This is a genomic window from Stenotrophomonas sp. 2YAF26, from assembly GCF_052114625.1.
GTDB classification, from domain to species: domain Bacteria; phylum Pseudomonadota; class Gammaproteobacteria; order Xanthomonadales; family Xanthomonadaceae; genus Stenotrophomonas; species Stenotrophomonas indicatrix.
In genome coordinates this window covers 1-23,450 of the sequence record NZ_JBFRFC010000028.1, presented here as the reverse complement: position 1 = coordinate 23,450, position 23,450 = coordinate 1, and the positions used below count along the sequence as shown (strand labels likewise).

22 protein-coding genes are annotated in these 23,450 nt (G+C 67.2%); 8 read left to right on the top strand and 14 right to left on the bottom strand.

Annotated features, from left to right (window positions below; all coding sequences use genetic code 11):
• Positions 1-9: 9 nt before the first annotated feature.
• Genes AB4Y98_RS20135 through AB4Y98_RS20120 form a run of 4 tightly spaced genes read right to left on the bottom strand, consistent with a single transcriptional unit; the run spans position 10 to position 3,528 of the window.
• A complete protein-coding gene (locus AB4Y98_RS20135) occupies positions 10-651 on the bottom strand; it encodes an ABC-type transport auxiliary lipoprotein family protein (RefSeq protein WP_428704004.1) in 642 nt (213 codons plus the stop codon).
• A complete protein-coding gene (locus AB4Y98_RS20130; RefSeq protein WP_100551507.1) occupies positions 648-1,574 on the bottom strand; it encodes an MlaD family protein in 927 nt (308 codons plus the stop codon). The genes AB4Y98_RS20135 and AB4Y98_RS20130 overlap by 4 nt, the downstream gene beginning before the upstream one ends.
• 3 nt (positions 1,575-1,577) lie before the next feature.
• Positions 1,578-2,405, bottom strand: a complete 828-nt coding sequence (locus tag AB4Y98_RS20125; RefSeq protein ID WP_053442492.1) for an ABC transporter ATP-binding protein — start codon at positions 2,403-2,405, stop codon at positions 1,578-1,580.
• A 1-nt stretch (position 2,406) separates the two neighbouring features.
• Positions 2,407-3,528: an MlaE family ABC transporter permease gene (locus AB4Y98_RS20120; protein WP_176429855.1), complete on the bottom strand. Its 1,122-nt coding sequence runs from the start codon at positions 3,526-3,528 to the stop codon at positions 2,407-2,409.
• Positions 3,529-3,620: 92 nt separating this feature from the next.
• Here AB4Y98_RS20120 and AB4Y98_RS20115 point away from each other — a divergent pair, with 92 nt between their 5' ends.
• Entirely contained in the window at positions 3,621-4,880 is a 1,260-nt protein-coding gene (locus AB4Y98_RS20115) for a threonine/serine ThrE exporter family protein (RefSeq protein WP_025878492.1), read from the top strand.
• A gap of 79 nt (positions 4,881-4,959) precedes the next feature.
• Here the strand turns inward: AB4Y98_RS20115 and AB4Y98_RS20110 are convergent, their stop codons facing one another.
• The 3 genes from AB4Y98_RS20110 to AB4Y98_RS20100 form a co-directional block, all read right to left on the bottom strand.
• Positions 4,960-5,343 (bottom strand): H-NS histone family protein, encoded by a 384-nt coding sequence (locus tag AB4Y98_RS20110; RefSeq protein WP_089238647.1) that lies wholly within the window; start codon positions 5,341-5,343, stop codon positions 4,960-4,962.
• Between the two features lie 221 nt (positions 5,344-5,564).
• Positions 5,565-7,268: a proline--tRNA ligase gene (locus tag AB4Y98_RS20105; RefSeq protein WP_442245017.1), complete on the bottom strand. Its 1,704-nt coding sequence runs from the start codon at positions 7,266-7,268 to the stop codon at positions 5,565-5,567.
• A gap of 444 nt (positions 7,269-7,712) precedes the next feature.
• Positions 7,713-8,090, bottom strand: a complete 378-nt coding sequence (locus AB4Y98_RS20100) for a DUF4124 domain-containing protein (protein WP_442245016.1) — start codon at positions 8,088-8,090, stop codon at positions 7,713-7,715.
• Between the two features lie 80 nt (positions 8,091-8,170).
• Between AB4Y98_RS20100 and pssA the strand changes: the two genes are divergently transcribed.
• The 3 genes from pssA to rimI are packed head-to-tail and all read left to right on the top strand — an operon-like array spanning position 8,171 to position 9,953.
• Entirely contained in the window at positions 8,171-8,950 is a 780-nt protein-coding gene (gene pssA, locus AB4Y98_RS20095) for a CDP-diacylglycerol--serine O-phosphatidyltransferase (RefSeq protein ID WP_100462840.1), read from the top strand.
• On the top strand, positions 8,947-9,459 hold the full coding sequence (locus AB4Y98_RS20090) for a hypothetical protein (protein ID WP_313251757.1): 513 nt from the start codon (positions 8,947-8,949) through the stop codon (positions 9,457-9,459). Before pssA ends, AB4Y98_RS20090 begins: the two co-directional genes overlap by 4 nt.
• On the top strand, positions 9,456-9,953 hold the full coding sequence (gene rimI / locus AB4Y98_RS20085) for a ribosomal protein S18-alanine N-acetyltransferase (RefSeq protein ID WP_223494182.1): 498 nt from the start codon (positions 9,456-9,458) through the stop codon (positions 9,951-9,953). Before AB4Y98_RS20090 ends, rimI begins: the two co-directional genes overlap by 4 nt.
• A 66-nt stretch (positions 9,954-10,019) precedes the next feature.
• Here rimI and AB4Y98_RS20080 read toward each other — a convergent pair whose 3' ends face one another.
• From AB4Y98_RS20080 to AB4Y98_RS20060, 5 genes are all read right to left on the bottom strand, one after another.
• Entirely contained in the window at positions 10,020-10,841 is an 822-nt protein-coding gene (locus AB4Y98_RS20080) for an EamA family transporter (RefSeq protein ID WP_223494183.1), read from the bottom strand.
• A 156-nt stretch (positions 10,842-10,997) separates the two neighbouring features.
• On the bottom strand, positions 10,998-13,826 hold the full coding sequence (locus tag AB4Y98_RS20075) for a valine--tRNA ligase (protein ID WP_442245015.1): 2,829 nt from the start codon (positions 13,824-13,826) through the stop codon (positions 10,998-11,000).
• A 34-nt stretch (positions 13,827-13,860) separates the two neighbouring features.
• Positions 13,861-14,052: a YqaE/Pmp3 family membrane protein gene (locus AB4Y98_RS20070; RefSeq protein WP_033830305.1), complete on the bottom strand. Its 192-nt coding sequence runs from the start codon at positions 14,050-14,052 to the stop codon at positions 13,861-13,863.
• Between the two features lie 19 nt (positions 14,053-14,071).
• Entirely contained in the window at positions 14,072-14,497 is a 426-nt protein-coding gene (locus AB4Y98_RS20065) for a DNA polymerase III subunit chi (RefSeq protein WP_025879359.1), read from the bottom strand.
• Between the two features lie 97 nt (positions 14,498-14,594).
• Positions 14,595-16,079 carry a leucyl aminopeptidase gene (locus AB4Y98_RS20060; protein ID WP_363729731.1) on the bottom strand — a complete coding sequence of 495 codons (1,485 nt, stop codon included), beginning with the start codon at positions 16,077-16,079 and terminating at the stop codon, positions 14,595-14,597.
• A 104-nt stretch (positions 16,080-16,183) separates the two neighbouring features.
• Between AB4Y98_RS20060 and lptF the strand changes: the two genes are divergently transcribed.
• Together lptF and lptG are read left to right on the top strand one after the other, a co-directional pair.
• Positions 16,184-17,266, top strand: coding sequence for an LPS export ABC transporter permease LptF (lptF, locus tag AB4Y98_RS20055; RefSeq protein WP_442245014.1), 1,083 nt, complete (start codon positions 16,184-16,186; stop codon positions 17,264-17,266).
• A complete protein-coding gene (lptG, locus tag AB4Y98_RS20050) occupies positions 17,263-18,369 on the top strand; it encodes an LPS export ABC transporter permease LptG (RefSeq protein ID WP_025879356.1) in 1,107 nt (368 codons plus the stop codon). The genes lptF and lptG overlap by 4 nt, the downstream gene beginning before the upstream one ends.
• A gap of 82 nt (positions 18,370-18,451) precedes the next feature.
• Here the strand turns inward: lptG and AB4Y98_RS20045 are convergent, their stop codons facing one another.
• A complete protein-coding gene (locus AB4Y98_RS20045) occupies positions 18,452-18,940 on the bottom strand; it encodes an RDD family protein (RefSeq protein ID WP_312787780.1) in 489 nt (162 codons plus the stop codon).
• 56 nt (positions 18,941-18,996) lie between these two features.
• Between AB4Y98_RS20045 and xerD the strand changes: the two genes are divergently transcribed.
• Positions 18,997-19,974, top strand: coding sequence for a site-specific tyrosine recombinase XerD (gene xerD / locus AB4Y98_RS20040; protein ID WP_033830309.1), 978 nt, complete (start codon positions 18,997-18,999; stop codon positions 19,972-19,974).
• A 100-nt stretch (positions 19,975-20,074) separates the two neighbouring features.
• Positions 20,075-20,884: a thioredoxin fold domain-containing protein gene (locus AB4Y98_RS20035; protein ID WP_313251767.1), complete on the top strand. Its 810-nt coding sequence runs from the start codon at positions 20,075-20,077 to the stop codon at positions 20,882-20,884.
• An 83-nt stretch (positions 20,885-20,967) separates the two neighbouring features.
• On the opposite strand, the gene AB4Y98_RS20030 is transcribed toward AB4Y98_RS20035, so the two are convergent.
• On the bottom strand, positions 20,968-23,079 hold the full coding sequence (locus tag AB4Y98_RS20030; protein WP_394197697.1) for a glycosyl hydrolase family 18 protein: 2,112 nt from the start codon (positions 23,077-23,079) through the stop codon (positions 20,968-20,970).
• Between the last annotated feature and the right edge of the window lie 371 nt (positions 23,080-23,450).

Below are 23,450 nucleotides of genomic sequence, written 5' to 3'. Positions count from 1 at the left end.
CGGGCAACCTCAGCGCTGCAGCGCCTGCTTGTCATTCTGCCCGCTGGTCAGCGTCCAGCCCACTACGTCCTGGGCCACCTGCTGCAGGCCACGCTCGAAGGCGGCGGCTACGGCCGACACGTCGGTGCTGCCCACCGGCTGCAGCTGGCGGAAGGTACGGTCGGCGACCACTCGCTGGCTGGTCACGTCGATCAGCTTGGCGTTTATCTCGATGACGACCGTCGGCGTGGGCTGGCCCTGGTAGTCCGATTCGAAGCGACGGACGTCGGTGGACAGCTTGTAGTCGGCGCGGATGCCGGCGGCGACGCGGGCCACGCCGTGGATGCGGCCGGAATCCTCGAAGCCGCGCAGCAGGGTGTCCTCGATCATGTCGGTGGCCGGCTGCGCCCAGCTGGCGCCCTTGTAGATCTCCAGCTCAGACGGCGTCGGCCGCACGTTGATGCGGGGGCTGTCGACCATGCGCGCGGCGCTGGGCTTGGCCAGCACCAGTTGCCAGTCGGCTTGCGGCCAGCTGGGGTCGACCTTGACCTGCACAGCCGGCGAATAGAGGGTGACGGGATTCTTGTCGCCGCTGCCGAGGATCGAGCAGCCACCCAGCAGGGTGGCCAGCGACGCGGCCAGCAGCAGGCGCGGAAGGGTGGTCGGGCTCATTTGGGTTCGAACTCCTTCGGGGCGTCGCGGCCGAGCAGGTAGCGCGCGGGATTGTTCTCGAGGCGGTCGCTGACCCGGCGCAGGTCGCGGATCAGACCACGCAGTTCACCCAGGGTCGGGCCGAGCTGGCCCAGGCCGTCATTGGCGAAGCTGTTGATGGCGGCGCGGTTCTCGCCAAGGATCGAATCGGCATTGCCGGCGGCCGAATCAAGTTTGGCCAGGGTGGCGTCGAGCTTGTCGATGATGCCCGGCAGCTGCTGCACCAGGTTCTTGTCCAGGCGCTCGATGGTGCCGTTGGTGGTCTTCAGGGTGGTGTCCAGGCTGCGCGCGGCATCGCGCGCGCTGAGCAGCAGTGACTGCGTGCCCTGGTCGCGGTCGGCCAGGCCGCCACTGATCGTTTCCAGGTTGGCCAGGGTGGCGTTGATCGAGGCGACGTTGCGGTCGCTGAGGATCTGGTCCATGCGCTCGACGATGCGGTTGGCCACGTCGGTGATGTTCTGCAGCGCCGACGGCGTGGTCGGGATGATCGGTGCCGGGTCCTTGTTGACCGTGGTCAGTGCCGGCGACTGCGGCGTGCCGCCGCTGAGCTGGATGATCGACGGACCGGTCAGGCTGGTGATCGCCAGCTTGGCGCGGGTATCGGTCTTGACCGGCGTGGTCGAGTTCAGGCGGATGCGCGCGACCACCTGGCGCGGATCGTCCGGCACCAGGTTCAGTTCGGTGATCGAGCCCACCGCGATGCCGTTGTACTGCACCGGGCTGCCGACCGACAGGCCGGTCACCGCTTCGCGGAACACCACCCGGTATTCCTGCCAGGTACGGTCGGAGGAGTACTTGGCGGCCCACAGGCCGAAGGCCAGCAGGGCCAGGCCGGTGATCAGGGTGAACGCGCCGATCAGCACGTAGTTGGCTTTCGTTTCCATGGCTCAGGCACTCTCGATCTGTTCGCCACGCGCGGCGCGCGCGCGGGGTCCGTGGAAGTATTCCTGGATCCACGGATGATCCAGTCTCTCGATTTCCGGCAGCGGCGCATTGGCCACCACCTTGCGGTCGGCGATGACCGCCACCCGGTCGCAGATGGCATACAGCGTGTCCAGGTCGTGGGTGATCAGGAACACGGTCAGCCCCAGCGCTTCCTGCAGGGTCTTGATCAGCCGGTCGAACGCGGCCGCACCGATCGGGTCCAGCCCGGCGGTGGGTTCATCCAGGAACAGCAGCGGCGGATCCAGCGCCAGCGCACGTGCCAGGCCGGCGCGCTTGCGCATGCCGCCAGACAGCTGCGAGGGCAGCTTGTTGATCGCATCGGCGGGCAGGCCGGCCAGTTTCACCTTCAGCAGGGCCAGCTCGTAGTGCCAGCGCTCGGGCAGTTCGCGGTGGTGTTCCTTCAGCGGCACCTGCACGTTCTCGCCCACGGTCAGCGACGAGAACAGGGCGCCGTCCTGGAACAGCACGCCGGTATTGCGTTCGATGTGCAGGCGGCTCTCGGCGTCATCGGCGCGCGCGTCGCGGCCGAGCACTTCGATCTGCCCTTCATCCGGCACGCGCAGTCCGAGGATCGAGCGCATCAGCACCGATTTGCCGGTGCCCGAACCGCCCACCACGCCAAGGATCTCGCCACGGCGCACGTCCAGGTCCAGCCCTTCATGCACGGTCTGGCTGCCAAAGCGGTTGACCAGCCCGCGCACGCGGATGGCCAGGTCGTGGCCGTCGTCGTCCTGCATGGGCACTTCTTCGGGGATCGGATGCGTGCTCATGTCACCAGTCCATGTGCATGAACCACAACGCCGCGAAGGCGTCGATGATGATCACCAGCGAGATCGTCTGCACCACGCTGGAGGTGGTGCGCTCGCCGACCGACTGTGCGGTGCCTTCCACCTTCAGGCCTTCCAGGCAACCGATCAGGCCGATCACCAGCGCAAATACCGGCGCCTTGGACAGGCCCACCAGCATGTGCCGCACTTCCATCGTGTCGTGCATGCGCGCGATGTACATCTGCGGCGGAATGTCGAGGTCGAACGCGCCGACGGTGATGCCGCCAGCCAGGCCGGCGACCATCGCGATGAAGGTCAGCAGCGGGAGCGTCACCAGCAGCGCGACCAGGCGCGGCAGCACCAGCAGGTCGATGGGGTCGAGCCCCAGGGTACGCATCGCATCGATTTCCTCGCGTGCCTTCATTGCACCGATCTGCGCGGTGAAGGCACTGGCGGTACGGCCGGCCAGCACGATCGCGGTCAGCAGCACGGCGAATTCGCGCAGGAAGGCGATGTTGACCAGCTCGACCACGAAGATCTCCGCGCCGAAATCGCGCAGGATGGTCGAGCCGAGGAAGGCGATCACCGCACCGACCAGATAGGACAGCAGTGCCACCAGCGGTACTGCGTCCAGCCCGACCTGCTCCATTTGATGGACGGTCGCGGTCAGGCGGAAACGTCGGGGTTCCTTGACCAGGCGTGCGGCCTTGACCAGGTTCTCACCGAGGAAGCTGCACAGCGCCTTGATGTTGTGGCCCGTGGCGTGGACGCTGACGCCCAGCCGCTCCAGCGCCGCCAGCACGCCGAAGTCGCGCTTCGGCTTCGGACGGTCGTCGGCCACTTCTTCGATGGTGCACACCAGCGCCTGGTGGTCCGGGCGGAACTGCAGCGCGTGCTCGCCGAGATCGGCACGATGGGCGACGCGCAGCACCTGCAGCACGCCGGCCGAGTCGAGCAGCTCGATGCCGGTGGCGTCGATGCCGGTCAGCGTGTCCGGAACGCCACGCAGCACTTCGGCCGCGGCCAGCGCGGTCTTCAGGGTCCAGTGGCCGGACAGCCGGATCAGTCCCGGATCCTGAGCGTCCTGTTCGAGCTGGGGGGCGTGGGTCGGGGTCATGGGGGCCATTCGGGTCGCAGCATAACCGTTCTGAATTGCACGTCGCGTCGAACCAGGATGAATTTCTCCAGCAGAGCCTGACGTAGGTAATACTACGGCGCATGTCCGCAGACGCTCACACGATCCCCACGCCCCAGGCCACCTACGCGCAGCGCGTGGCCTTCGTTTCCGAGATCGCCGGCCGCCTGCACAGCTACGGCACAACGGCCCAGCGCCTGGAAGCGGCGGTGGTTGCATTGGCCCGGCAGCTTGATCTGGATTGTGAACCGTGGTCGAACCCCACCGGCATCATCCTCAGTTTCAGCGATCCGGCGCAGGCCATCGGCTCCAGTGACATCACCCGGGTGATCCGCTTGGCGCCCGGCGAGAACGACCTGCACAAGCTCAGCGTGGCTGACGGGATCGCCGAAGAAGTGGCCAATGGCCGCATGAGCATTGCCCAGGGCCACACCGCGCTGCGCCAGCTGGACAAGGATCCGGGCCGGCGCGGCAAGCTGCGCACCATCCTGTCCTTCACCCTCGGTGCGGCCGGCGTGGCGGGCATGTGGAAGCTGCCGTGGCTGGACATCGCCACCGCCGGCGTCATCGGCCTGTTGATCGGCCTGCTCGGCATGGTCACCGACAAGCGCCCGGCCAGCCGGGAAGCGGCCGAAGCACTGGCGGCGCTGCTGGCCGGCCTGGTTGCTACCGTGGTTGCCACGTTCGTGGGTGCCCTGAATCTCAACACGGTGATCATCGCCTCGCTGGTGGTGCTGCTGCCGGGCATGTCACTGACCAATGCGGTCAATGAACTGGCCAGCCAGCACTGGGTGTCCGGCACCGCGCGCTTTGCCGGCGCGTTGACCACGATCATGAAGCTCAGTGTCGGCGCGATGATCGCGGTGACCCTGGCCGATGTGCTGGGGCTGGACCCGATGATCCGTGCCTCGCGGCCACAGGGGCCGTGGGTGGAGTGGGGCTCGCTGCTGACGGCGGCGTTCGCCTTCGCGATGTTGTTCAAGGCCAACCGCCGCGACTATCCGTGGGTGATCGCCGCCTCGGTGGCCGGCTACGCGATCTCCAAGTTTGGTGGTCATGCCTGGGGGACGCCGGCCGGCATCTTCCTGTCGGCGATGCTGCTGACCGCCGGCGGCAACCTGTTCGGACGCGTGGTCGGCCGTCCCGGCGCGATCATCCGCCTGCCGGGCATCATCATGATGGTGCCTGGCAGCACCAGCCTGCGGGGCGTGCTGACCCTGGTCCAGCAACAGGACGTGGGCGCCGGCCAGAGCGTGTTCCTGACCGTGTTGAACGTGGTGATGGCGCTGGTCGCCGGCCTGCTGTTCGGCAACCTGCTGATGCCGGCGCGCAAGACCCTGTAGGTGTGGACCGTTGGTCCACACACCTTGAATGAAAAACGCCGGCTTTCGCCGGCGTTTTTCATTCCTGCTGCAGCCGGCCTCAGGCCTTCTTGATCAGGAAATCTTCCGGCTTCTTGCTGCCCTTGGCGGTCAGCTCGGCCATCCAGCGCGGCTGCTTGCCACGACCGGTCCAGGTTTCCTTCGGGTTGGCCGGGTTGCGGTACTTCGGCGCAACCTTGCCCAGCTTGCGGCCGGCGGTCTTGGACGGGGCCTTGGTGGCCTTGGCGACCTTGCGCGCACGCGGTGCGGGTTCACCACCGAACAGTTCCTCGATGGTGTAACCCTCGGTCTTGGCCAGCTTGCTCAGCTGGGCACGCACCTTGGTGATCGGGCGACGCTTGGCGACGATGGTCTGCTGCTTCTTGGCTGTGCGGATCAATGCGCCCAGCTCACGTGCCGACAGGCCGGTCAGGTCGATGCTCATCAACGATTACTCCAGAAACTAATTTAGGGACAGGGACGAGCCGGTCCGTGGCGTCGCGGGACAGAGTAATGAGGAATTAATCCCAGCACAAACAGTTGAGGTCACCGTCTGTCGGCTGGCTGGCCCGGTTGCGACCATTTTGACCGGATTATGTCCGCTGCGATTTTCCGGGGGCGGCCATCCGGCAAAAAAAGACCGGGGTATACCCCGGTCTTTTCCGATCAACCCTGCAGGCGCTGCAGCAGGGCGGCCTTGTCCAGGCTCTCCGCTTCGGCCGCGCGGCGCGAGCGGTACTCGAAGGTACCTGCGGCCAGGCCGCGCTCGCTGACCACCACCCGGTGCGGGATGCCGATCAGTTCCATGTCGGCGAACATCGCGCCCGGGCGCAGGCCGCGGTCGTCGAGTGCGGCATCCAGACCGGCGTCGCGCAGCTCCTGCAGCAGACCTGCAGCGGCATCGGCCACGCCCGCGTCGCCCTTCGGATTGATCACGCAGACCACCACCTGCCACGGCGCCATGGCGTCGGGCCAGATGATGCCGGCGTCATCGTGGTTCTGCTCGATGGCTGCGGCGACCACACGCGAAATGCCGATGCCGTAGCAGCCCATCGTCATCACCGCAGCCTTGCCATTCTCGTCCAGCACGGTGGCATCGAGCGCCTTGGCATAGGTGCGGCCCAGCTGGAACACGTGGCCGACTTCGATGCCACGGGCGATTTTCAGTTCGCCGCCATCCAGCGCGCGGTCACCGGCGCGCACGTTACGGATATCGGCCACTTCCGGTTCGGCCAGGTCGCGGCCCCAGTTGACGCCGGCCAGATGGAAACCGGCCTCATTGGCACCGACGACGAAGTCGGACATCGCCGCCACTTCGCGATCGGCGACCACGCGGATCGGCTTGGCCGGTGCAACCGGACCGAGGAAGCCCGGCACGCTGCCGAGGTATTCGGCGATCTCCGCTTCGCTGGCAAAACGCTGCTCGTCCAGGCCAGCAACCTTGCCCAGTTTGATTTCGTTGACCTCGTGGTCGCCACGCACCAGCACCAGCACGAACTGCTGTGCCTTGCCTTCACCGGCAATCAGCGCCACCGACTTCACCGTGCGCTGCAGGTCGATGCCAAGCAGCGCGGCGACGTCTTCGCAGGTCTTCTGGACCGGGGTCTCGACCTTGCGCAGTGCCTCGCTGGCCGCAGCGCGCGCAGCCGGATCGGCGGCAATGGCCGCTTCCATGTTGGCGGCGTAGTCCGAACCGGTAGAGAACACCAGCGCGTCTTCACCGGAGTCGGCGATCACGTGGAATTCCTGCGAGGCGTCACCGCCGATCGCGCCGGAATCGGCCTGCACCATGCGGAAGTCCAGCCCCAGCCGGGTGAAGATGCGGCTGTAGGCCACCTTCATGTTTTCGTACTCACGCACGAGGTCTTCGTCGTGCAGGTGGAACGAGTAGGCGTCCTTCATCAGGAATTCGCGCGCGCGCATCACGCCGAAGCGCGGACGGATCTCGTCGCGGAACTTGGTCTGGATCTGGTAGAAGTTGACCGGCAGCTGCTTGTAGCTGGACAGTTCGCTGCGCGCGAAATCGCAGGCCGCTTCCTCGGCGGTGGGGCTGTAGCAGAAGGTCTGTTCCTTGCGGTCCTTGATCTTCAGCAGCTGCGGGCCGAATTTCTGCCAGCGGCCGGTCTGCTCCCACAGTTCCTTCGGCTGGATGGTCGGGATCTGGAATTCCACGGCACCGGCGCGGTCCATTTCCTCGCGGACGATGCGTTCGACCTTGCGCAGCACGCGCAGGCCCAGCGGCGACCAGGTGTACAGGCCGGACGCGAGCTTGCGGATCATGCCCGCGCGCAGCATCAGCCGGTGGCTGGTCAGCTCGGCGTCGCTGGGGGTTTCCTTGGTGGTGTGCAGGTGGAACTGGGAGAGGCGCATCGTCGGCTTCGGATTACGGCAGGCCGTGAACCCATCCTTGGGGGCTTGGCCGCGGCATCCATGCCGCGGACACCCCCGCAACCGGACCCACCCCGCCTTCGACAGATTTCCGCGGCTGTTGGTGGTGGTGGGTGTCGACCTTGGTCGACACGTAGATCCACGCCATGCGTGGATGAATCTCCGTCGAAATCGAATATTTCGACAATTGAACGTAGATCATCCACGCATGGCGTGGATCTACTGGCCACCGGGAAACTGTCGAATACGGGGCGGTGTCGGATTGCGGGGTGTCAGCCGCATGGATGCGGCTGCCAAGCCCCCAYGGATGGGTTTACGGCGTCCCCGCAATCCGACACCGCCCCGTCATCCCACGGAATGCCCGCTTTTGACGTTGACGTTGACGTTGATTCGGCGGGTGCCGGGCGCCGCCCGGCCGCTACCCCCTTAACCCGCCGGGGGGCAGTACGCCTTGATCGCTGCCTCGGCCAGGCCCTTCTGCGCGCTGCGCTGTTCCGGGGTAAGCGCGGTATCGGCCTTGCCATCGCCGTCGGTGTCGTGCATCACCTGGCCGCCGCCATCCAGCAGCGCCACGTTGGCGCGGGCGGTGCTGCACTCCTTGGACACCGGAGCGGCGCTGGTCGCCGCCGCTTCTTCCGCCACCGGCGTCCTGGCCTGGGCTCGGGTCTCGTATTTGGCCCCGGTCGGCGGCGTTTCCGAATACTGGGTCACGCCCTTGGCGTCCTTCCACTTGTAGACAGGGCCGGCCAGCGCAGTGGTACTGACCAACAGCAGCAGGCATCCCAGGCAGGACAGGGCACGCATGGCAAACTCCGCAGAATGGGCGTAGAACGCCGATTGCAGCATTGGCGCCGACCGCTGGCAAGTCGATTAAACTGGATTCCATGGACCCGATCACACCGCCGCCGCGCTCGCGCACGATTTACCTGCTGCCCAACCTGTTCACCACGGCTGGGTTGTTCTCTGGCTTCTACGCCATCATCGCCGCGGCCAACGGGGATTTCGTCAATGCCAGCATCGCCGTGTTCGTGGCGGCGGTGATGGACGGCCTCGATGGCCGTGTCGCGCGCCTGACCGGTACCAGCAGCGAGTTCGGCGTGCAGTACGACTCGCTGGCCGATCTGGTCAGCTTCGGCATGGCGCCGGCCCTGGTGATGTATCACTGGTCCCTGTCGGAACTGAAATACGACGGTGAGCTGGTCGGTCGCCTGGGCTGGGCGGTGGCATTCCTGTACGCCGCTTGCGCGGCCCTGCGCCTGGCGCGATTCAATACCCAGGTAGCCGTGGTCGACAAACGCTGGTTCGTCGGCCTGGCCAGCCCGGCTGCTGCCGGCCTGATGATGTCCTTCGTCTGGGCCTTCGCCGATGGCACATTGGGCTGGAACGGCAACGAGCTGCGCTTCGTGGCGCTGGCGGTGACCCTGGTCGCCGCACTGTTGATGGTCAGCCGCATCCGCTTCTGGAGCTTCAAGGGAGGTGCGGCCAAGGAGGGCGCACGTTCGGATCGTGTCCCGTTCCTGGTGCTGGCACTGGTGCCGATCGCCATCGCCATCGCGGTGATCGATCTGCCCCGCGTGTTGTTGGTCGTCGGCATCCTGTACGCCCTGTCAGGCCCGGTGATGTGGGGCGTGCAGCGCCTGCGCAAGAAGCCCGAGGCGGCGTGAGCCAGGACCTGCCCCTATTGTGGTCCCCGGCCCAGCAGGCCTGGCTGCAGGCCATGGGCTACACCGTCTATCACGACGGCCAGTTGGCCGCTGAAATGGACGCGGCATTGCAGCTGAGCGTGGCTGAAGCCGCAGCATCGGCACCCGTGCCGGTTGAGCTGACGCGCACGGCTCCACCTTCGATGCAGCACGCACCCAGCCAGCGCGACGCGGCGCCGGAACCTCGGCCCGAGCGCGCGCCACCACGCACTGCCGTGCCGGTGGCGGCGCCGGACACCATACCGGCTGCGGCCCGTCCGCTGCCCACCGGCAACGCGCGCCAACCGCTGGTGCGCTTGCCTGACCGCCTGCAGATCGCGCTGTTGCGTGCTTCGGGCTGCAATCCGAACGATCCGGCCACACAGACGCTGATGGAAAGCTGGCCGCTGGAACAGCTGCGTCGCGACCCTGCTGCCAAGCGCGCGTTGTGGCCGCAGCTGCGCGCGCTGCGCAAGGGCGGAACCGCATGAGTGCGGTCAGCCAGCCCGGGCCGGTGGCGATGCGTGCGCTGCGCGAGAGCGACCTCAACGGGGTGATGGCCATCGAAGTGCGTGGCTACCCCTATCCCTGGACCCGCGGCATTTTCCTGGATTGCCTGCGCGCCGGTTACCCCGGCCTGGCCATGGAGCGCGATGGCCTGTTGATCGGCTATGGCGTGCTCAGCCTCGCTGCCGATGAAGCCCATGTGCTGAACATCTGCATCGATCCGTTGGTGCAATCGCGTGGGCTGGGCCGCCAGCTGCTGCGTGCACTGGTCCGCCTGGCCGGTGATCGAGGCGCGCAGCGGGTGTTCCTGGAAGTGCGTCCGTCCAACACCCCGGCCCTGGCGCTGTATCACAGCGAAGGCTTCAACGAGATCGGCCGGCGCCCTCGCTACTACCCTGCTGCGCAGGGGCGCGAAGATGCGCTGGTGATGGCGATCGAGCTGGTGGACGGCGAGCTGGAGACAATGCCGCCGCTGTAATGGAGAGGGTTGCCGGCCAGCGGCCGGCACTACCGATGAATCTCCGCCTCGGTTGGTACGCCGTTCTCATGCCAACCGCAGCGCCAGCACGCCAGCCACGATCAATGCTGCCGCCACCCAGCGTGCACGCGGTACCCGTTCGCGCAGCAGGAACACCGAGATCAGCAGCGCGAACAGAATCGACGATTCGCGCAGCGCCGATACCATTGCCACCGGCACCTGGGTCATCGCCCACAGCGCCATCGCATACGAGGCGGTGGTACCGATGCCGCCGGCCACGCCCAGCGGCCAGTGCCGGCGCGCATACGCCAGCAGCGCACCGCGCTGCCGATGCAGCGCCCACAACGGCAACGGAATGCCCGACAGCAGGAACAGCCACAACGTGTAGCTCAGCGCATTGCCGGACAGTCGTGCGCCCTGCGCATCGACCAGGGTGTAGGTGGCGATCATTGCCGCCGTCAGCAACGGCAGGCGCAGCTGGCCGCCACGTGCGCCGCGGGCCATGCACAGGATGCCGCCGCTCACCAGGAGGACACCGAGCCAGGCCGACGGCGGCAGGCGTTCGCCGAGCACGGCGCCGGCCAGCGCAACGAGGATGGGCGCGCAGCCGCGCATCATCGGATACGCCAGGCTCATGTCGACCTGTTGGTAGCAGCGTGCGACCAACGCGTAATACGTCACCTGCAGCAGCACCGAAGCGCCCAGCCACGGCCAGCTTTCCGCGGCGGGGAAGGGTAGCCACGGCAAGACGAGCGCAGACAACAGCGCAGCGCTGCCGGTGACGAGCACCGTGCCGAGGAACTTGTCCGGCCCGCGTTTGACGATCGCGTTCCAGCTGGCGTGCAGTGCGGCGGCGGCGAGGACCAGCAGGAAGATGGAAAGCGGCATCAGGCGATGATGCCACGCGTGGCAAAAGGAAACGCCGGGCATTGCCCGGCGTCGACCTCGAGAATGTGCCAACCAGGGTTGGCGCTTTGGTAGGTGCCAACCTTGGTTGGCACATCACAGCGGTGCGGACCACGGTCCGCACCTACCAGGGCGGCGTTACAGCTTCGCGCGCTGTTCGCGCAGGCCGGCCAGCTGGTTGTTCCAGTCGACCAGGCGCACGCGTTCCTGCTCGATCACCGCCGGCGGCACCTTGTCGGAGAACTTGGCCAGCTTGGTCTCGCTCTTCTCCTGTTCGCCTTCCACGCGCTTGATCTCCTTGTCCAGGCGCGCGCGCTCGGCATCGAGATCAACCAGGCCTTCCAGCGGTACCAGCAGCTTCAGTTCACCGACGATCGCGGCGGCTGCCGGCGGCGCACTCTGTGCGTCGGCCAGCCACTGGATGCTGTCCAGCTTCAGCAGGAACGACAGCGAGGCACTGAAGCGCTCGATGCGCACGCGGTCCTGTTCCTGGCCGGCCAGCAGGCGCAGCGGCACCAGCTTGGACGGGGCAACGTTCAGTTCGCTGCGCACGCGGCGCACCGCACTGATCACCGCCTTCAACCATTCCACGTCGGCCTCGGCCTGGGTGAAATCGCCCTCGAACTCGGCGGCGGTCGGGTACGGACGCAGCGACAGCGTGGTTTCGGCCAGGCCCAGGCGCGGTGCCAGCTGCTGCCACAGCTGTTCGGTGATGAACGGGGTCAGCGGGTGCAGCAGGCGCAGCAGCGCTTCCAGCACGTACAGCAGGGTGTGGCGGGTGCTGTCGGCGTCGGCGGCATCGGCACCGTTCAACGCCGGCTTGCTCAGCTCCAGGAACCAATCGCAGAACGCGTTCCAGGCGAATTCGTACAGGCACTGCGCCAACAGGTCGAAGCGATAGGCGGCGAAATGACCCTGCGCTTCGGCGGTGGTAGCGGCCAGGCGCGAGAGGATCCAGCGCTCGGCATCGGTACGCGGCGTCGGCGCGCCGGTGAACGCCGCACCTTCGGTGTTCATCAGCGTAAAGCGGCTGGCGTTCCACAGCTTGTTGCAGAAATTCTTGTAACCCTCGGCGCGGTTCATGTCGAACTTGATGTCGCGGCCATGGGTGGCCAGCGCGGCGATGGTGAAACGCAGCGCATCGGCACCATGGGCGGCGATCCCGTCCGGGAACTCCTTGCGCGTGGCCTTCTCGATCTTCTCCACCATGCGGGGTTGCATCAACCCGCCGGTGCGCTTGGCCACCAGATCATCGATGGTGATGCCGTCGATGATGTCCAGCGGGTCGAGAACGTTGCCCTTGCTCTTGGACATCTTCTGGCCCTGGCCATCGCGGATCAGGCCAGTGAAGTAGACGTCCTTGAAAGGCACCTTCCCGGTCAGGTTGTCGGTGGCCATGATCATGCGCGCCACCCAGAAGAAGATGATGTCGAAGCCGGTGATCAGCACCGACGACGGCAGGTAGCGGTCGAAACCGCGCTCGGCCATCGCCTGCTCGTTCGGCCAGCCCAGGGTGGAGAACGGCCACAGCTGCGAGGAGAACCAAGTCTCCAGCACATCGCTTTCCTGGCTCAGCACGACGTCGCTGCCGAGATTGTTCTTCGCCCGCACTTCCTCTTCGCTGCGGCCGACGTAGCAGTTGCCGGTGGCGGCATCGAACCACGCCGGAATGCGGTGGCCCCACCACAGCTGGCGGCTGATGCACCAATCCTGGATGTTGTTCATCCAGTGGCGGTAGGTGTTGATCCAGTTCGGCGGCACGAAGGCGATTGATCCGTCCTCGACCAGTTCCAGGCCACGACGCGCCAGTTCGTCCATTTTTACGAACCACTGGTCGGTCAGGTACGGCTCGATCACCTGGCCGGTGCGGTCACCGCGCGGCACCTGCAGCTTGTGCGCCTTGGTCTCGACCAGGATGCCCAGGTCTTCCAGTTCACCCAGCACGGCCTTGCGCGCATCGTAACGGTCCAGCCCCTGGAAACGTTCCGGCGCGTTGTCGTTGATCGCGGCCACCGGAGTGAACAGGTTGATCATCGGCAGGCTGTGGCGCACACCCACCTGGTAGTCGTTGAAGTCATGCGCCGGGGTGACCTTGACCACGCCGGTGCCGAACGCACGGTCCACGTAGTCATCGGCGATCACCGGCACGCGGCGACCGGTCAGCGGCAGCACCACGCTCTTGCCGATCAGGTGCAGGTAACGCTCGTCTTCCGGATGCACCATCACCGCGGTGTCGCCCAGCAGGGTTTCCGGGCGGGTGGTGGCGACCACCAGGTAATCGCGGGTCTCGCGCAGGGTCTCGACGCCGTCGGCATCGCGCTCGACGTGTTCGTAGCTCAGGCCTTCATCCAGCTGGTAGGCGATCGACCACAGGAAACCGTCTTCCTCGGCGCTCTCCACTTCCAGGTCCGAGATCGCCGTCTTCAGCACCGGATCCCAGTTGACCAGGCGCTGGCCGCGGTAGATCAGGCCCTGTTCGTGCCAGCGCACGAAGGCTTCGATCACCGCTTCGGACGGCTGCGGGTCCATGGTGAAGGTGCTGCGCGACCAGTCGGCCGACGTGCCCAGGCGGCGCATCTGCCGCTCGATGATGTCACCGGACTGCTGCTTCCATTCCCAGACCTTGCCGATGAAGCCTTCGCGGCCCAGCGAATCGCGGGTCTCGCCGTTGCCTTCCAGCGCCAGGTTGCGGCTGACCACCATTTCGGTGGCGATGCCGGCGTGGTCGGTACCCACCTGCCACAGCGTGTCGTAGCCGCGCATGCGGTGGTAGCGCACCAGCGCATCCATCAGGGTCTGCTGGAAGGCATGGCCCATGTGCAGGGTGCCGGTCACGTTCGGCGGCGGCAGCAGGATGGTGTACGGCTCGCCCTTGCCGGACGGCTTGAAATGGCCGGCCTTCTCCCAGGCCTCGTAGAGGTCGGTCTCGAAGGACTTCGGGTCGTAGCTGGAGGCGAGTTGGGTCATGCGGGGGAACCAGTCATCAAGGCGGGAAGGGAGATCAGCGCGACCCGAGGGTGCGCCGGATCTTCTGGTCGGTGTGGTACTGGCTGACCGAATAGGCAGCCCAGATGGCGGCGGGCAGCCAGCCGATCAGGGTGATCTGCAGGATCAGGCAGACGATGCCGGCAATCGGCCGGCCGATGGTGAAAAAGGACAGCCAGGGAAGAATCAGGGCGATCAGCAGGCGCATCAAGGGGTCCTCGCAGGGCTTACATGTCGTGCTTGTTCAGGTCGTAACCGGCGGTCTTGTACTGGCGCCAGCGCTCGCGCAGCGGTTCGCGCGCTTCCGGATCGGCCGGGACCACTTCCAGCACGCGCTCGCACTGGCCCAGCCAGGGTTCGTCGCGCAGGTTGATCACCAGCGGCCGCACGGGCGCCTCGCCACCGGGCGGGGCGATCAGTACCAGGGCTTCTTCCTCGTCCACGTCCTCACCCACGATCTGGTGCGGAATGTAGGCATCGTCGTCGAACGACCAGAGAAGTTCGTCAAGTTCTTCGGCCTGGGCCTGGTCGCGGGCGAGGACCAGGGTGAACAACCCGGCGTCGTTGGCCTTGCGCGCCAGCTCGCAGACCAGGCGCAACGGCTCGGTCAGGAAACGGGGCTTGGCGATCAGGTAGAAGTCGGCGCGGGGCATGGCGGCATCCAGGTGAGGCAGGTGCCGATCCATGCCGGGTGGCGGCTGGACCGGCGAGGCCCCGGCCGGCGGTTGCCGGCCAGGGTCAGGGACAGCGTCAGGCGCGGGCGACCTGGTCCAGCAACCACTGGCTCAGCAGGCCGACCGGACGGCCGGTGGCCATGCCACGCTTGCCTTCATCGCTGGCCACGCCAGCGATGTCCAGATGGGCCCAGCGCTGGCCTTCGGCGAAGCGCGACAGGAAGCAGCCAGCGGTGATGGCACCGGCCCAGCGGCCGCCGATGTTGTAGACGTCGGCGAAGCTGGAATCCAGCATCGGCTGGTACTCGTCCCACAGCGGCAGGCGCCAGGCGCGGTCGAAGACCTGCTCGCCAGCAGCCAGCAGCTCGTTGGCCAGGTCGTCGTGCTTGCTCATCAGGCCTGCGGTCTGGTGGCCGAGGGCGACCATGCAGGCACCGGTCAGGGTGGCCACATCGACCAGCGCCTGCGGCTCGAAGCGCTGCGCGTAGGTCAGTGCGTCGCACAGGATCAGGCGGCCTTCGGCGTCGGTGTTGCCCACTTCGATGGTCTTGCCCGACATCGAGGTGATGACGTCGGACGGGCGGTAGGCATTGCCGTCGATGGCGTTTTCCACCGCCGGCACCACCACGACAAGGTTCAACGGCAGCTTGGCCTTGACCGCAGCGACGAAGGTGCCGATGACGTTGGCGCCACCGCACATGTCGTACTTCATCTCTTCGATGCCGCCCTGGGTCTTCAGGTTGACGCCACCGGTATCGAAGGTGATGCCCTTGCCGACCAGCACGTAGGGCTTGGCGTCGCCGCCATTGCTCCACTTCAGCACGACCAGGCGCGGGCGGTTGGCCGAGCCACGGGCCACGGCCAGCAGCGAGCCCATGCCCAGCGCTTCCATCTGGGTCTCGTCGAGGATTTCCGCTTCGGCACCGTCATGCTCGCCGGCGAATTTCACGCCCACTTCAGCCAGATAGGCCGGGGTGCAGTAGTTCGGCGGCAGGTTGCCCAGCTCGCGGGCGAACTCGACACCGGCGGCGATGGCCTGGCCCTGGGCCAGGGCCAGGGCCTGCGCGTCATCACCGGCGATGGCCAGCTGGGCCAGGCCGGCATCGTCGGCCTTCTTCTTGCCCAGGGTGGCGGTGTAGCGGTAGGCCGCGTGGTCGGCGGCGATCACCGCCTGGCGGATCGCCCAGGCCGCGTCGCGGTCCTTCACTGCCACTTCGGACAGGGTGAACAGTGCGCTGCGGGCAGCGCCGGCCTTCAGCGCGCGCACGGCATCGCCGACTGCCTTCAGGTACTGCGGCACGCCGAAGCGGGCGGCATCGCCGAGGCCGACCACCAGCACGCGCGGGGCGGTCACGCCCGGCAGGTCGTGCAGCAGGGTGGTGGCGCCGGTCTTGCCGGACAGGTCGCCGCGCTGGGCCAGGGCGGCCAGGCGGCCACCGCTTGCAGCATCCAGTGCCTGCGCGGACGCAGTCAGGGTATGGTCGGCATAGGCGCCGACGACGAGGCAGTCAACGGCGGCCGAAGCCGCAGCGAGGTGGTTCAGGGTGAATTCGAGAGCCATTGAGCAGATTCCATTGGCAAGTCCGTACAATCGCGGACCGTTTACGCCCAGACGCTAGACTGGGCGGCACCGCGAACGAACCTGAGAGTTTAAACCACCGCCCCATGTTGAAGCTCGACCGCTATCTATTGGGCGATTTCGTCCAGAGTTTCCTGGCTACCCTGATCGTCCTGCTGGTGGTCAGCGTGGGCGGCGTGCTGGTGGACATCCTCGGCAACATCGCCGACGGGCGGCTGCCGGCCAAGCTGCTGTTCTCGCAGCTGGGCCTGCAGTTCATCGTCTACATGCCGCTGATCCTGCCGCTGGCACTGATGCTGGGCCTGCTGCTGGCCATCGCCCGCCTCTACCGCGACTCGGAAATGGCGGTCATCACCGCCATCGGCGTCGGCCCCCGGCGCCTGCTCAAGCCCTTGCTGATGTTGGTGCTGCCGGTGATCGCGGTGGTCGGCGCCTGCTCGCTGTGGCTCGGCCCCTGGGCCGGGCGCACCGCCGAACAGATGGTCCAGGACGCCAACCGCAGCGTGCTGATGGCCGGCCTGGAGCCGGGCCGGTTCACCCCGCTGCCCAATGGTGGCGTGGTCTATGTCGCCTCGATCTCGCCCGATGGCAGCCAGCTGGGCCGGGTGTTCCTGCAGCGGCAGAAGGAGGATCGCCTTGAAGTGGTGTCCGCCGCCAGCGGCCGCATGTACTTCGAAGGCGCCCGCCAGCGCTTCCTCGAACTGGATGATGGCCACCAGCTGGAAGGGCCGGTGGCCGGTGCACTGGATTACCGCCTGGCGACCTTCGCCCGCAACGACGTGGCGCTGCCCGACGGCAGTGAAGCGCGCAAGAGTGATGACCCCGAACTGATGCCGACCACCGCGTTGTTCGGTGACAAGCGCCCCGAGGCCCAGGCACAGCTGCACCGTCGCCTGGCGCCGCCGCTGATCGCGCTGGCCTTTGCCCTGCTGACCGTGCCACTGGGACGCAGTTCGCCGCGCCAGCAGCGCTATGGGCGGATGATGCTGGCCCTGATGGCCTACATGGTCGGTACCAACCTGATGTTCATCGGCAGTGGCTGGATCGCCAATGGTCAGATTCCGCCGGCGCTTGGCCTGTGGTGGCTGACCCTGCCGCTGCTGGCACTGGCGATCTGGATGTACGCGCGTGACGGCCGCATGGCCCGCCCGAAGGGAGCCCGCGCATGATGCTGCGACCGATGCGTTTCGATCTGTACCTGGGCCGGGCAGTGCTGGGTACCGTGCTGCTGACCTGGGCGGTGCTGGTGGGCCTGGACGTGCTGATGGCCTTCTCCGGTGAGTTCAAGGACATCGGCAAGAACGGCTATTCGCTGGGCCATGCTGCCGCCTGGGTGCTGTACACCGTGCCGCGCCGGGCCTACACGATGTTCCCGACCGCGGCGGTGATCGGCGCGCTGATGGGCCTGGGCCAGCTGGCCGCAACCTCGGAGCTGACCGCGCTGCGCGCGCTGGGCCTGTCGCGCAAGCGCCTGAGCGTGTCGGTGGCGATCGCCTTGTCGCTGTTGACCGGGCTGATGGTGATCAGCGCCGAGACCCTGGGGCCGTGGGGCCAGAACCGCGCCGATTCGCTGAAGATGAGTGCCAAGTGGGGCACCGACATGGCGGTGGCGCGTTACTCCGGCTTGTGGGCGCGCGAAGGTGACACGTTCCTCAATGCACAGAGTGGCGAAGAACAGCTGGTCGGCGACAAGGGCACCCGGCTGATTCTGCGTGACGTGCGCCTGTACAAGATCGACGAAGAGGGTCGGATCGGTACGCTGACCCATGCGGCCACCGCCGAGCATGACAAGGATGGCTGGGTATTGACCGGCGTGCGCCGTGACACCTTCGGCGAGCGCTCGGCGACGCGCCAGGAAGCGGCCCGTGAGCCGTGGAATTCCAAGCTGGACGCCGGCGCCCTGGCCACCGGCATCGCCAAGCCGCGCAACCTCAGCGTGTCCGAGCTGAGCACCAGCATCGCCTACCGCGAGCGCAACGGGCTGGACGCACGCGACTACGAGGATGTGTACTGGAGCCGCTGGTTCTATCCATTGAATGTGCTGGCGCTGTGCCTGGCGGCGGTGCCGTTCGCGTTCGGTTCGCTGCGCAGTGGTGGCATGGGCAAGCGCCTGTTCCTGGGCATCCTGTTCGCGCTGGCGTTCTGGCTGCTGCAGCTGTTCTTCGGCCGCATGGCCGGTGCGCTGAAGTTCGACTACCGCATTGCCTACGCGCTGCCGCCGATCGTGATGTTGGCCGTGTCCGGGTTGTTGTTCCGGCGCAAATCGGGCTGATTCCGATAGCGCCGGGCCATGCCCGGCGAAGGTGTGCGATTTCCCGCGTCCGCCGGGCATGGCCCGGCGCTGCCAGGACAGGTCAGCGCTTCGGTATCCGCAGCAGCTGCGTGGCACTCGCGCGGTCGTGCCAGGTCAGCCGCTGGCGATCCACCAAGGCCCACCAGAAGCCCAATCCGCCCAGCAGCAACGACAGCGTGGCCACCGCGAAGCGCAGCCACAGCTGGCCGCGTCGCAACGGCGTGCCATCGCGTGATTCCAGCTTCAAGCGCCACGGGCGCATGCCCAGCGTCTGCCCACCGCGCCGCCAGCTGGCGGTGGCATACCACCCGGTCAACCCCCAGCACACCGCCCACAGCAGCCATTGCCAGGTACTGAAAGGCGCGATGTTCTCGCGCTGCGCATGGCCGCTGAACGTATAGGCCAGGGTGAAGGCCGTGCCGGCCAGCATCCACAAGGCCAACACCGGCAGCGCGTCATAGATCATCGCCAGCAGGCGCCACAGCAGCAGCGCGCGCGGGCGGGGCGTATCAGCGGCGACGTGGGCCGCATCGGTGGCGGGGCTCGACATGTGCCGAGCATACGCAATGCTGGCCGTGCCCGCAGTTGGCCTCGTATCCTGCGTGCATGGCCGTCACTTCCACTCCCGCCGAACGTCGTCAGCTGGTCCAGCAATTGCCCGAGCTGCGCGGCGAGGACAGCCAGCGCATCCAGCGTTTCCTCGATGCGATCTGGGCCGAGCACGGTCTGGCCCGCGCCACCCTGGACAGCTATCGCCGCGACCTTGAAGGCCTGGCGCGCTGGTGTGACGGGCGCGACGGTGGTCTGGCCGGTGTTGAGCGCGCCGGCCTGTTTGACTATCTGGCCTGGCGCACCCGCCACAACTGGTCGCCGCGCAGCAACGCGCGGCTGCTGTCGGCGCTGCGTGCCTTCTTCGCCGACGCCGTGCGCCGTGGCGAACGCAGCGAGGATCCCAGCGCGCTGCTGGACCCGCCGAAGCTGCCACGGCTGCTGCCCAAGGCGCTGGCCGAGAGCCAGATCGACGCGCTGCTGGCGGCACCGGATATCGACAGTCCGCTCGGCCTGCGCGACCGCGCCATGCTGGAGCTGATGTATGCCGCCGGGCTGCGGGTGAGCGAGCTGGTGCTGTTGCCCGCCACGGCGGTGAACCTGCGCCAGGGCGTGCTGCGGGTGACCGGCAAGGGCAGCAAGGAACGCCTGGTGCCGCTGGGCGAGGAGTCGCAGTACTGGCTGGAACGCTACCTGCAGCAGTCGCGACCGCAGCTGGTGGGGAAGGGCAAGGTGCAGGCGCTGGCCGACGGGCAGACGCCCTTGTTCATCGAACCGGCGCTGCATGGCTTGACCCGCCAGGCCTTCTGGCACCTGGTCAAGCGATACGCGGCGGTGGCCGGTATCGACCCGGCGCGGATCAGTCCGCATGGCCTGCGGCACAGTTTCGCCACCCACCTGCTGAACCGTGGCGCCGACCTGCGCGCGCTGCAGATGCTGCTGGGCCACAGCTCGCTGTCCACCACGCAGATCTACACGCTGGTCGCACGCGAACACCTGCAGAAACTGCACGCCCGCCATCATCCACGCGGCTGAGCCCGCGGCTGAACCCCTGCCGGGCCTGTGCGCGGCATCGCGGACCGCTCAGGATGGCTGTGTCAGAATCCGGGGTCTTCTTTCTGCTGCGGACTGCTCCATGCTCCGATTCGCCATCGCCGCCGTGTTCGGCGCGCTCAGCCTGAGTGCCTGCGCCCAGCCCGCCCCGCCCGCCGCAAAGGCCCCCGCTGCAGCGGCAGCCAAGGCCGGCCCTGCCGCCACGGCCAATGCTCCGGCCGAGCAGGCTGTGCGCAAGGCGCTGACCGAGCTCAACCCCGGCTTCCAGGTGGACTACATCGGTGCCGCGCCCTTCCCGGGCTTCCGTGAAGTGGTGGTCTCCGGCCAGCTGCTGTACGTCTCCGACGACGGCCGCTACCTGTTCCAGTCGCAGCCCTACGACACCCGCGCCAAGAGCCCGGCCAACAGCGAAGGCCTGCTGGGCTACCGTCGCGACCTGCTGGCCAAGGCCAACCATGGCGACCGCATCGTGTTCGCCGCGCCGAACGCGAAGTACACCATCAGCGTGTTCACCGACATCGAATGCGGCTACTGCCGCAAGCTGCACCAGGACATCGCCGAGCTCAACCGCAACGGCATCACCGTCGAATACCTGGCCTTCCCGCGCATGGGGCTGGGCAGCAAGGATTACACCGACATGATCTCGGTCTGGTGCGCGGCCGATCGCCGCCAGGCGCTGACCAATGCCAAGCGTGGTGGCACGGTGGCAGCGAAGAACTGCACCAACCCGGTGGCGATGCAGTACGCCCTGGGCCAGCAGTTGGGCGTGAACGGTACGCCGGCCATCTTCGCGCCGGATGGCACCCAGCTCGGCGGCTACCTGCCGCCGGCGCAGCTGCGTGCGGCGTTGGAGAAGCGCGCGGCTGCAGGCGCGGCTGGCGGCGGCCGCTGATCTGATGCGATTCCGCCGGGCTCGGCCCGGCGGATGTGGCAACGCGAACGAGGCCGGGGACGCAGTGCGCCCCCGGCCTTTTTTTACTTCAACCCATCACTGACCGCCTTGGTCAGCGTGCCCTGCGCATCGTCGCCGCTGAACTCCCAGACGAACGCACCGCCCAGTCCCTGGGTCTTCACGTAGCCCATCTTGCGGGTGATGTTGGCCGGTGTATCGAAGCTCCACAACGTGCTGCCGTTGTAGATCCAGGTGGCACCGGCGGTGTTGTCGGTGTAGCCCGGCCACGCCAGGTTCTTCAGCACCTTCCAGTCTTCAATGCCGGCCTCGTAGGTACCCGGTGCCGCACCGGTGGCGTTCTGGTACAGGCCGTTGTTGGCGTTGGTCACCCCGGTCCAGCCACGCCCGTAATAACCGATGCCCAGGTTGAGCTTGGCGGCGGGAACACCGCGGCTGATGAAGGCCTCGATGGCGTCGTTGCTGTTGTACAGCTTCTGGTCGCCGGTGGACGGATCATTCGGCGAATCGAACAGCGCCGACTGGTGATTGGTCTTCGCATCCCACGCGCCGTGGAAGTCGTAGGTCATCACGTTGATGTAGTCCAGGTACGGGTGGTATGCGGCCGGATCGGTGACGCGGATCTTGTCGATGCCGGCACCGACCGCCACCGTCAGCAGCAGGCCCGGGCGCACCGCATCGAGCTGGCGGCGGAATTCGGCCATCAGCGCGGTGAAGTTGGCGTTGTCCTCGGGCGTGCCGCAGGCGATACCGCAGGCCACCGGGTACTCCCAGTCGATGTCGATGCCATCGAACACCCCCAGCGCCGCACCGGGGCCACCGGCACCGTCGGTCACCGGCAGGTTGCCCTTGATGTAGGCGTCGATGCACGAAGCGACGAAGGCCTGGCGGTTGGCCGGTTGCGCCGCGCTGGAGAAGCCGCGCGACCAGGTCCAGCCACCCAGCGAGATCAGCACCTTCATGCCCGGGTACTTGGCCTTGAGCTGCTTGAGCTGGTTCCAGTTGCCGCGCAGCGGCTGGTCCCAGGTATCGGCGCTGCCGCTCACGCTTTCGCCGGCACCGAAGGCCTTGGTGTAGTCGGCGAAGGCATCGCCACCGGCTCCGCTGTTCGGGTCCGACGCCTGGGTGATGCCTACTTCGCAGCGGTTGTTGCGCACGTTGCCGAAGGCGTAGTTGATGTGGGTCAGGCGCGCGGCCGAACCGCTGCTGTCGATGTTCTTGACCCGGTAGTTGCGGCCATAGATGCCCCACTGGGTGAAGTAACCGATGACCCGCTTGCCGGTGGTGCCACCGTCGCCGGCCAGGGTGCTGGCGGTCACTGCCGTGCCCTGTGCCGACGCGTTGCCGGCGTTGTCACGGGCGCGCACGCGGTAGCTGTAGCTGGTCGATGCAGTCAGGCCACCATCGACATAGCTGGCGCTGGACGGTGAGCCGACCAGACTGCCATTGCGGTACACGTCGTAGCCGGCCACGCCGCTGCCACCGGTGTTGTCGGTGGACGGGCTCCAGCTCAGGGCGATGCTGCTGGCGGTGCGGGTACCCACGGCCAGGCCACCGGGCACGCTGGGCGCGGTGGTATCGCCACTGGCCGCGTTGACGGTGATGGTGATGGTCGCGGTGCTGGCGGTGGCGTTGTTGTTGTCGGTGGCGACCGCGCGCAGGGTGTGGCTGCCGGCGCTGGCGTTGGCCCAGCTGGCGCTGTACGGCGCGCTGGTGTCGACGCCCAGCGAACTGCCATCGCGGAAGAACTCGACCTTGCTGACGCTGCCGTCCGCATCACTGGCGTTGGCGGTCACGTTGACCGTGCTGCCGGCGCTGAAGGTGGCGCCGTTGGCCGGCGAGGTCAGGCTGACCACGGGCGGCTGGTTGGTCCCGCCGCCGTCGCAGGCGCCGAGGTTGGTGTAGTAGGGCGCCCCGGCCGGATGGTCCGGCGGCGCATTCCAGATGTCCTGGTTCGCCCGGTAGAGGACCCCTCCCTTCTGCAGGGTGTCGCCACTGCGGTAGATCTTGGCCTGGTCCCATTCGGCCACGCCGGCACAGCTGGCGGCCTGGGCCAGGCCGGGCAGGGCAACCGCCCCGGCCAGGGCCAGCAGCCAGGCCAGACGGCGCGGGCGACAGCGATGAAGGGAAGGGTGGGCACTGCGTACATCGGCACTCTGCACAAGCGGGTCGTACATGGTGTGTCTCCGATCGATGGTTGGCGCGCGGGCCAGGACGGCGCCGCACGTAACGCAGGGTCCGGACATCGCCCGGGAAGGCGACGGAGGGGGCGGACGGAGGTACCTGGTGGGCCGGGGAGAGAGTCCGGCGCCAGGTGGGGACAACGTTGTCATCAATTGCGTGGTCAATCCGTGAGCGAGTGCATGGTTCGAGGATTTGGCGGAGAGCGGCGCTGGCGCGCGGTCGGCAGCCATCGGCGGAGCCCCCTCGTGGTTGGCGTCTGGAGCAGGTTCCGGAGTTGGGCCGGGCGGGTGGGCTGCGCAGGGGGCGCTGCAAGTACGTCCCTGTAAGCTCGGTCGCCGCATCCATGCGGCTCACGCCCCTGCGC